Here is a 9,084-nt window from a genome sequence, read left to right as displayed (position 1 = left end):
AACAGTCGGAGCCCGCAAGGGTGACGGCGTACCTTTTGTATAATGGGTCAACGACTTAGTGTAACTAGCAAGCTTAAGCCGGTAGGTGTAGGCGCAGCGAAAGCGAGTCTGAATAGGGCGATTGAGTTAGTTGCATTAGACCCGAAACCGAGTGATCTAGCCATGAGCAGGCTGAAGGTTGGGTAACACCAACTGGAGGGCCGAACCCATAACTGTTGCAATAGTTCGGGATGACTTGTGGCTAGGGGTGAAAGGCCAATCAAACTCGGAAATAGCTGGTTCTCCGCGAAATCTATTTAGGTAGAGCGTCGACCGAATACCCTCGGGGGTAGAGCACTGGATGGGCTATGGGGACTCACCGTCTTACTGATCCTAACCAAACTCCGAATACCGAGGAGTACTAGTCGGCAGACACACGGCGGGTGCTAACGTCCGTCGTGAAAAGGGCAACAACCCTGACCTCCAGCTAAGGTCCCCAAGTCATGGCTAAGTGGGAAAGGATGTGAGGATCCCAAAACAACCAGGATGTTGGCTTAGAAGCAGCCATCATTTAAAGAAAGCGTAACAGCTCACTGGTCTAAATAAGGGTCTTTGCGCCGAAAATGTAACGGGGCTAAAGCCATGCACCGAAGCTGAGGATTTGCAGCAATGCAAGTGGTAGCGGAGCGTTCCGTAAGTCTGTGAAGGCGGACCCGTGAGGGCTGCTGGAGATATCGGAAGTGCGAATGTTGACATGAGTAACGATAAAGGGAGTGAGAGACTCCCTCGCCGAAAGACCAAGGGTTCCTGCTTAAAGTTAATCTGAGCAGGGTTAGCCGGCCCCTAAGACGAGGCGGACACGCGTAGTCGATGGGAACCACGTTAATATTCGTGGGCCTGGTGGTAGTGACGGATCTCGTGTGTTGTTCAACCTTATTGGATTGGTTGGGCGGCGAAGAGGTTCCAGGAAATAGCTCCACCGTATAGACCGTACCCGAAACCGACACAGGTGGTCAGGTAGAGTATACCAAGGCGCTTGAGAGAACTATGTTGAAGGAACTCGGCAAATTGCACGCGTAACTTCGGAAGAAGCGTGACCCTTTTGTACGCAAGTATGATGGGGTGGCACAGACCAGGGGGTAGCGACTGTTTATCAAAAACACAGGGCTCTGCGAAGTAGCAATACGACGTATAGGGTCTGACGCCTGCCCGGTGCTGGAAGGTTAAAGGGAGGGGTGCAAGCTCTGAACTGAAGCCCCAGTAAACGGCGGCCGTAACTATAACGGTCCTAAGGTAGCGAAATTCCTTGTCGGGTAAGTTCCGACCTGCACGAATGGCGTAACGACTTCCCCGCTGTCTCCAACATAGACTCAGTGAAATTGAATTCCCCGTGAAGATGCGGGGTTCCTGCGGTCAGACGGAAAGACCCCGTGCACCTTTACTATAGCTTTACACTGGCATTCGCCAAGGCATGTGTAGGATAGGTGGTAGGCTTTGAAGCAGGGACGCCAGTTTCTGTGGAGCCATCCTTGAAATACCACCCTTATCTTCGTGGATGTCTAACCGCGGTCCGTTATCCGGATCCGGGACAGTGTATGGTGGGTAGTTTGACTGGGGCGGTCGCCTCCGAAAGAGTAACGGAGGCGCGCGATGGTTAGCTCAGACCGGTCGGAAATCGGTCGTCGAGTGCAATGGCATAAGCTAGCCTGACTGCGAGACTGACAAGTCGAGCAGAGACGAAAGTCGGTCATAGTGATCCGGTGGTCCCGTGTGGAAGGGCCATCGCTCAACGGATAAAAGGTACGCCGGGGATAACAGGCTGATGACCCCCAAGAGTCCATATCGACGGGGTTGTTTGGCACCTCGATGTCGACTCATCGCATCCTGGGGCTGGAGCAGGTCCCAAGGGTATGGCTGTTCGCCATTTAAAGCGGTACGTGAGTTGGGTTCAGAACGTCGTGAGACAGTTCGGTCCCTATCTGCCGTGGGTGTAGGAATATTGACAGGATCTGTCCCTAGTACGAGAGGACCGGGATGGACGTATCTCTGGTGGATCTGTTGTCCTGCCAAGGGCATAGCAGAGTAGCTATATACGGAATGGATAACCGCTGAAGGCATCTAAGCGGGAAACCAACCTGAAAACGAGTGTTCCCTATCAGAGCCGTGGAAGACGACCACGTTGATAGGACGGGTGTGGAAGCACAGCAATGTGTGAAGCTTACCGTTACTAATAGCTCGATCGACTTCTTCGTTCCCATTGTTCATGCTCATCAAGCGGAGCTTGATGATCTGTTCTGTCTTCACGCTGACGTGGCCTTCGGCCACTACGCTGCAGACGGCGCGCCAAACGATTGGCGACGGACTAGCGTCCTGTATGGGCGCCACGCTCGACCTCGAGCAAGGCAACATACGGATAAGTCACAGAAACGACGTGTAAATTAAACAGAGCCTTGAGCTCTCCAGCTTCTCGAAAACAACGTTCATGTGAAAACATGAACAATGTTGCGTTTTGCCGACCTGGTGGTTATCGCGGGGCGGCTGCACCCGTTCCCATTCCGAACACGGCCGTGAAACGCCCCAGCGCCAATGGTACTTCGTCTCAAGACGCGGGAGAGTAGGTCGCTGCCAGGTCTGCAAAACGCATCAAAATCTTCTCATCACATCCCTCGGCCCAGCCGAAAAAAAAGGGCCGCCAAAAGCGGCCTTTTGCAGTTTAAGACAAAACTTAAGGAAAACGCCAAGTGCGTCCCTTACAGGAGATAAATTGCTCCGCAATTTACTCCGGCAAAGATCCGTCGTCGCTAAAGCAACGACGTAACCGCGACATTCGGCCTTGCCGAATGCGCTGGACGCGGGGTGGAGCAGCCCGGTAGCTCGTCAGGCTCATAACCTGAAGGCCGCAGGTTCAAATCCTGCCCCCGCAACCAAAATTACGAAGAAAGCAAACACGAAAGCCCTCTCCCAAAAGAGGGCTTTCTTGCGTTTTGGGCATAGCATAACACTAGCACAAATCCGCCCCCGAGCACGCGCGCAAGTGGATGCACCCAAACACAGTCGAACAATCCGAAAACAACCCGGCTTCACAAAGTCTCGGATGCGACCCTGGCCCGAAGCCGTGCTTGCCTGTGCCGAACACGTCTACGGCTGTTGCCAATGAGGATAGGTCACATAAGCAGTCAACGCTCCTTCTTCGTAAGAGCGGATCGTAACCCTGTCGCCTTTCTGCATGGCGATGATCTCTCCCGGACCCGCCATCACCGTCTTGTGGCTATCGGAAACGGTAATACTTCCTTCCAGGATGACCATCGTGTCGTGTACGGCCATTGTTTCTTCGAGAATCTGGTTTGGTCCATAACGCCCGAATCCGATAGTGACCGGCCCGCCATGGCGCTGATCGAGGAGGTTGGCGGTGAAAATGTCACCGTCTTGTCCTGGCGAGCGTTCAAATGCCGCATCAGCAATGGCGAATTTATGAATGACCATGCATTGTCTCCTTAAATGTTAGAGCCGTGCGTGGAGCCGGTTTGAACCGCAGCACGTGCTTGTGCACTCCGCCGAGAAGCTTCTTGTCTGGCGATAACGCCGAAAATCTTCATTTAGTATGGCAGCGTTGATCATCAACACGCCGTGGGAATAACCGGAATAGGTCTTCAGTGTTCCGTTTTACGATTATTGCTTGCGGAAGGCTTTGGCCTGCCGTCCCCGGAAGAGTTCAGCGCTGCAGGTCGGCGACAGGCGCTGTGCCAAACATGCTCTTATACTCCCGACTGAATTGCGAAGGGCTTGCGTAGCCCACGTCATACGCCACGCGGGAGACATTAGTGCTTCCGGAGGCGAGAAGCTTTCGGGCTTCCAGCAGGCGTATATGACGCTGGAAGGCCAGGGGGCTAAATCCCGTGACAGCCTTGAAGTGCCGGTGAAAAGAGGTGACGCTCATGCCGGACGAGGCCGCTAGCTCGGGAATGACAATCGGTTCGTTGTGATTGGTGGCAAGCCAGTCGGCCGCCGTCTTGAGTTGCTGGAACCGGTCGTTTCGCCGTCCGACCTGCCGAAGCGTATCGCCCATCGAGCTTTGCAGCAAACGATAATAGAGCTCGAACTCGTAGTGTGGCGCGAGCGCGCCGACGTCATCGGGCGTGGCCAGAAGTCCGACAAGGCGAACAAATGCATCGCCGACAGGTCCGTTCAGATTGTCTGATGCGACCGCACATGTCCAGCGATCCTCATGCTTGGGCATGTCGAGCACGACACGCGTGAGCATTCCGATATCGAGATGAAGGCTCATGCCGATGTAGGGAAGCTCTGGCGTCGCGTCAGTCAGCTGGTGGATATAGGGCAGGCCGAAGGACGATGTCGCGCAGTCGCCCGCCAGCAGTTCGAAACGATTGGCGCCCATGGTCAAAACCTTCGTGCCCCGTAGAACGGCGTAGAACATCGGCTCGAACACCGCCGGTGTGGGTGGCGTGGTGCGTGTACTTGTCCATAGCGTTAGGCGCGGGACAGGGGTCGGAATGGCAACGGTTCCCCCCTGACGCTCAACAAAGGGAGTAACGTCCTTCAGCAGTTGGGTGATTGGTTTCACAGAGCCGGCCATCATCTCAGGCATGTAGTGATTTGGAAGGATCAGGCAAGTCTCTGGGAAGATCGGGCATGTAGCTTTCGCCGTGCCCGCCTATCTTCAGGCTTAACGAATTGAGCTGCCACGATCCCCGGTAATCAGGTGGAACATACCTCGAGACCGCGCATCGGGGCGACATGAGATTGAAAGGGTCCGGATTATGCAGGAACTGGCTGGAAAGAACGCTCTGGTAACGGGTGGTTCGCGTGGCATAGGCGCAGTAATTGCGCGCGCTCTTTCTGGGAAGGGAGCGAATGTAGCAATAACCTATGAGCGGTCAGCCGAGAGCGCCGCGCAACTCGTTCGGGCAATTCAGGCCGAGGGGGGCACGGCCGTCGCGATCCAGGCTGACAGCGCCGATCCGGCCGCAATACAACACGCCGTGGACGAGACGGTCCGGGCTCTGGGCGGCCTCGACATTCTCGTCAACAATGCCGCGATAGGACGATACAATAATATTGCCGATTTCGCAGCCGAGGATCTCGACGCGTTGCTGGCGGTTAACGTCCGCGGGCCTGTTCTGGCGTCGAAGGCGGCCATTCCACACCTCAAGGAAGGTGCCCGGATCATAAATATCGGCTCAGCGGGCGCGGATCGCATCGTCGGCGTCCCCGGTACGGTCTATTATATGACCAAGAGTGCGCTTCAGGCATTCAATCGCGGACTTGCGCGAGAATTGGGTGCTCGGGACATAACGGTCAATCTCGTTCAGCCGGGATCGACGAACACCGACTCGAATCCCGAGACGGGAGAATCAGCGGACTACCAGCGCAGCCTGAGCGCGCTTGGCCGCTTCAATCAGCCGGAAGATGTCGCGGCCGCCGTCGCTTTTCTCGCAACGCCTGCCGCCCGGCAGATCACAGGGACGATCCTTACCGTCGACGGCGGCGCGCTTGCTTGAAAGCGCACTGCAGCCGGTGCTTCGCTCGATGAAAATCGGACGGGGCACCGATCGGTAACCGATCTCTGTTGAAAAATCGGCGCAGTCTGTACATCCCCTTCGTTCTTGAACCGCGAAGCGAAAAAATAGCGTCGCATCATGCTCCCTGCCAGCCAAGGAAAAATACATGAAAGCCGCAGTTTACGACAACCCCGGTCCTCCTACAGTTTTGAGATATGCTGATGTGCCCGATCCGGTTTGCGGGCCGGATGATGTGCTTATTGCCGTCGAGGCGATTTCCATTGAAGGCGGCGATCTGATCAATCGCCGGTCGACACCACAGCAATCACCGTGGATTGTCGGCTATGCCGCTGCAGGGACCGTGATTTCCGTTGGTAAAAATGTCCGCGACCGGGCGGTCGGCGAAAGGGTGGCTGCATTCGATATGCAGGGGTCCCATGCGGAACTCTGGTCCGTCCCGGCCTCGCGCACATGGCTTGTGCCGGAGGGCGTTGGGAATGGCACAGGCCGCGGCCCTGCCGATTTCGTTCGGCACGGCTCATCATTGTCTGATCACCAAAGGCGGCTTGCAAAAGGCAGACACAGTTCTGATACAGGCTGCCGCCGGCGGCGTGGGTTTGGCTGCCGTCCAATTGGCGCGTGACGCCGGCGCGACCGTCATTGCTGTGGCGGGCGGTAGTGAAAGACAGGCACGCCTGCGCGGCCTTGGCGCATCACATGTCATCGATCGGCTGGAAAAGGATGTCGTTGAGGAGGTTCTCCGGCTGACCGGTGGCATGGGGGCTGACCTCGTCATCGATCCTGTCGGTTCGACTTTGCAAGCGTCCTTATCCGCTCTCGCGCCCGAGGGTCGCCTCGTGTTCGTCGGGAATGCAGGTGGCGGCAGCCTCCATGCCGACCTCTGGCCGCCGATGCAGAACAATCAAACGCTGCACGGTGTCTTCATGGGGCCGCTCTTCGAGAGGCCGGCGGTATACGGAACTGTCATCCAGCTTCTCAAGGCCGTGGCCGAGGGACGAATGGAGGTCGTGATCGACCGCGTGTTTCCGTTGAGCGACGCCTCGATGGCACATGAATATGCGGAGAGAGCCAAGCCGCTTGGCCGCGTCGTGATGACACCTTGAGGTTGCTGCCACCATTCATGCGGTCAGGCGCTTGAGCCCTTCCCACTGCCGAAGCACTCGATCAGCATTTCGGTCAGCACCCGGACTTTTCTTGCGGGATGCTGGCCCGGCGGCCGGACGACATATATCCCGGCCGGGGGTGGAGGATGACCTTTCATCACTTCCACCAGTTCGCCCGCAGCCAGATAATTTTTGACGAGGTCGTAAGGCAGCACGGCGACTCCCAATCCGGCCGCCGCGGCGACAGCAAGAGCAACTCCGTTATCGGCCTTGAACTGTCCCTGCGGACGAACGGTTATCACCCTGTCTCCGTCCATCACCTGCCAGGTTTCCGTGCCTTGCATGAGAGCCTGATGAGCCACAAGTTCTTCGGGTGTTTGCGGCGAGCCGTGGACCTTGATGTAATCCGGGCTGGCAACAAAAATTCCATAGAGCGGACCGACACGTCTGGCGACGAGGCTTGAATCCGGAAGGTTCCCGACCCGGATCGCGCAATCATATCCTTCGGCGATCAGATCCACGAAACGATCAGTGTAGCAGGTGTGGATCTGAAGCTGGGGATAGCGGCGCGCCATTTGCGCAATCACGAGCGCGAAATGCGTTGGGCCGAAAGAGAGCGGCGCCGCAATCCGCAGACGCCCGCGAAGCTCACCAGCCGGAAGAATCGTCTCCCGCGCCATATCGATGTCGGCTGAAATCCTGGCGGCATAGTCCCGGAAGGTGGCACCCGCCTCCGTCAGGGAAGCGCCGCGTGTGGACCTGGCCAGAAGCTGGACACCAAGTTCAGCCTCAAGTCGCGCCAGCCGCCTGCTGACCATGGACTTGGAGATGCCGAGCCGCACTGCGGCCGAAGAGACACCTCCCGCATCTGCAACTTCGACAAATGTCCTGATGTCTTCGATATCCACTCTGCGTTCCCCATTCTGCAACACAGCTCAACGCTGACAAGGACTACCGCATCATAAACAGGAATGACAAGTTTCCTCCCGCGGCAATGCCCGAAGGGATGCAGGTCCCTTGCGCAAGCGCCTCGATAAACCGCCAACACAGGATGAACCCATGACCTTTCGTAACGGCCTTGATTCACTTCTCCGCCCCGAAGATTCCGTCCTCGTTCTGATTGATCATCAGCCCTATCAGCTCGCAAACCTGAACAGCCACGATCCGCAGGCTGTGGTCAATCTCACGACGGCGCTGGCGAAGCTGGCCAAAGCCTTCGATGTTCCGACTGTCCTCACCAGCGTAATTGCGGCACGCGGCGGACTTCTCTTCAAGCAGATCACCGACGTGTTTCCTGATCAGCAAGTCATCGATCGCACCTGGGTGAACACCTGGCAGGACGAGAATGTTGTGAACGTTGTCAAGGCGAACCGGCCGCAAGCAGCTGATCATTGCCGGACTGTGGACCGAAGTCTGCGTTGCAATGCCCGTGATCCAGGCCGCTGGCGAAGGCTGGGACGTGACCGTGATTACCGACGCTTCCGGCGGGATTTCGAAGGAATCTCATGAAGTTGCCATCCAGCGCATGATCGCGGCCGGCGCAAATGTGATGACGGTAATGGCGCTTGCGGGTGAATGGCAACGCGATTGGGCCCGCACCGAGCATGTTGAGGAGCTGACCGAAATTCTCATCCAGCACTTCGGCGGCAGTGGCATCGCCTATCTCTGGGAGCAGCAGTTGCTCAACACGCCGGCCCCGTCCACCAAGGGCGGCCACTAAAATAGAGCGGGATGTTGGGGTGCCGGACGGAGAGCTGCGGAAGGCCCACCGTCGCAAGCTTCTTCATCCCAGCCCTGCATCCGCATTGCACGAGAAATCGTCCGTGGCGAGTTTCGTCATGAAGCTGTTACCGAAAGGGACGCTTACCCATGGTGCGGGGCCGCGGGCAGGAGCTTAAAAGGTGCCCGTTGCATCACGGGTGGTGCAACGGGCGCTTGTCCGACCTACAAGTGTTTTCAGGTCGGACGAGACGGAGGCTCGGTATCTGGCACGACCGACAAGGTGTGCTTGAGACATTTGAGCGCAAAGCAGGAGCGCGAATGGCGCACGCCCTCGATCTTGTAGAGCTTGCGGCGCAGAAATTGCTCGTAACCTGCGGTTCCCGCCACCGCGACCTTGATGAGATAATCATATTCGCCGGTGGTCAGATAAGCTTCCAGCACCTCTGGAAGAGCCGCCATGGCTTCGCCGAAACGTTCCAGAACCTCATCATCGTGACGCTCCAGCATGACCTCGATGATTACCGTCTCGGTCAAGCCTAGCTGCGCCTGATCGAGAATTGCCGTATAGCCGCGGATGACACCTTCCTCTTCCAGCCGCTTGACTCGCTGCCAGCAGGGGCTGGGTGAAAGTCCCACCTTCTCGGATAGTTCCGTATTGCTCAGCCTGCCGTTTTCCAGCAGGGCGCGGAGTATTTTGCGGTCGATCCTGTCTAGCGGCTTCGTCATGCCGGTCTCTCCCA

The 9,084-nt window shown here is 57.0% G+C and carries 6 protein-coding genes, 1 tRNA gene, 2 rRNA genes and 2 pseudogenes (1 of these 11 running past the window's edge); 7 read left to right on the top strand and 4 right to left on the bottom strand.

Annotation, left to right across the window (positions count from 1 at the left end; translation table 11 throughout):
* The 3 genes from QE453_RS21060 to QE453_RS21050 form a co-directional block, all read left to right on the top strand.
* Nucleotides 1-2,231: ribosomal RNA gene (locus tag QE453_RS21060) — 23S ribosomal RNA — on the top strand (it extends 568 nt beyond the left edge of the window).
* A 264-nt stretch (nt 2,232-2,495) separates the two neighbouring features.
* Nucleotides 2,496-2,610: ribosomal RNA gene (gene rrf, locus QE453_RS21055) — 5S ribosomal RNA — on the top strand.
* Nucleotides 2,611-2,829: 219 nt separating this feature from the next.
* Nucleotides 2,830-2,906, top strand: a tRNA-Met gene (locus tag QE453_RS21050).
* A 211-nt stretch (nt 2,907-3,117) separates the two neighbouring features.
* On the opposite strand, the gene QE453_RS21045 is transcribed toward QE453_RS21050, so the two are convergent.
* Nucleotides 3,118-3,462: an ethanolamine utilization protein gene (locus QE453_RS21045; RefSeq protein WP_045532293.1), complete on the bottom strand. Its 345-nt coding sequence runs from the start codon at nt 3,460-3,462 to the stop codon at nt 3,118-3,120.
* Between the two features lie 229 nt (nt 3,463-3,691).
* Entirely contained in the window at nt 3,692-4,561 is an 870-nt protein-coding gene (locus tag QE453_RS21040) for an AraC family transcriptional regulator (RefSeq protein ID WP_309777919.1), read from the bottom strand.
* 196 nt (nt 4,562-4,757) lie between these two features.
* Between QE453_RS21040 and QE453_RS21035 the strand changes: the two genes are divergently transcribed.
* From QE453_RS21035 to QE453_RS21025, 3 genes and pseudogenes are all read left to right on the top strand, one after another.
* Complete coding sequence (locus QE453_RS21035) at nt 4,758-5,498, top strand: SDR family NAD(P)-dependent oxidoreductase (RefSeq protein WP_045532291.1); 741 nt, start codon at nt 4,758-4,760, stop codon at nt 5,496-5,498.
* A gap of 166 nt (nt 5,499-5,664) precedes the next feature.
* A pseudogene (locus tag QE453_RS21030) lies at nt 5,665-5,901 on the top strand (alcohol dehydrogenase catalytic domain-containing protein); the annotation flags it as partial.
* A gap of 94 nt (nt 5,902-5,995) precedes the next feature.
* The gene (locus QE453_RS21025; protein ID WP_309777917.1) at nt 5,996-6,622 is read left to right on the top strand and encodes a zinc-binding dehydrogenase; all 627 of its coding nucleotides are present in this window, start codon (nt 5,996-5,998) and stop codon (nt 6,620-6,622) included.
* A gap of 23 nt (nt 6,623-6,645) precedes the next feature.
* Here QE453_RS21025 and QE453_RS21020 read toward each other — a convergent pair whose 3' ends face one another.
* Nucleotides 6,646-7,530 carry a LysR family transcriptional regulator gene (locus QE453_RS21020; RefSeq protein ID WP_184287931.1) on the bottom strand — a complete coding sequence of 295 codons (885 nt, stop codon included), beginning with the start codon at nt 7,528-7,530 and terminating at the stop codon, nt 6,646-6,648.
* 151 nt (nt 7,531-7,681) lie between these two features.
* Between QE453_RS21020 and QE453_RS21015 the strand changes: the two are divergent.
* Nucleotides 7,682-8,342: pseudogene (locus tag QE453_RS21015) on the top strand (hydrolase).
* Between the two features lie 236 nt (nt 8,343-8,578).
* Here QE453_RS21015 and QE453_RS21010 read toward each other — a convergent pair.
* Nucleotides 8,579-9,070, bottom strand: a complete 492-nt coding sequence (locus QE453_RS21010) for an Lrp/AsnC family transcriptional regulator (protein ID WP_042936218.1) — start codon at nt 9,068-9,070, stop codon at nt 8,579-8,581.
* Between the last annotated feature and the right edge of the window lie 14 nt (nt 9,071-9,084).

Source organism: Agrobacterium sp. SORGH_AS_0440 (assembly GCF_031453135.1).
Taxonomy (GTDB): domain Bacteria; phylum Pseudomonadota; class Alphaproteobacteria; order Rhizobiales; family Rhizobiaceae; genus Agrobacterium; species Agrobacterium pusense.
Note: the sequence above shows the minus strand (reverse complement) of the source record. Positions and strands in the feature narration are given on the sequence as shown.

Excerpts from the sequence above, each read along its gene's own strand:
- QE453_RS21025 (WP_309777917.1), top strand. The coding sequence starts at position 5,996 with ATGGCACAGGCCGCGGCCCTGCCGATTTCGTTCGGCACGGCTCATCAT.
- QE453_RS21035 (WP_045532291.1), top strand. The coding sequence starts at position 4,758 with ATGCAGGAACTGGCTGGAAAGAACGCTCTGGTAACGGGTGGTTCGCGT.
- QE453_RS21045 (WP_045532293.1), bottom strand. The coding sequence starts at position 3,462 with ATGGTCATTCATAAATTCGCCATTGCTGATGCGGCATTTGAACGCTCG.
- QE453_RS21010 (WP_042936218.1), bottom strand. The coding sequence starts at position 9,070 with ATGACGAAGCCGCTAGACAGGATCGACCGCAAAATACTCCGCGCCCTG.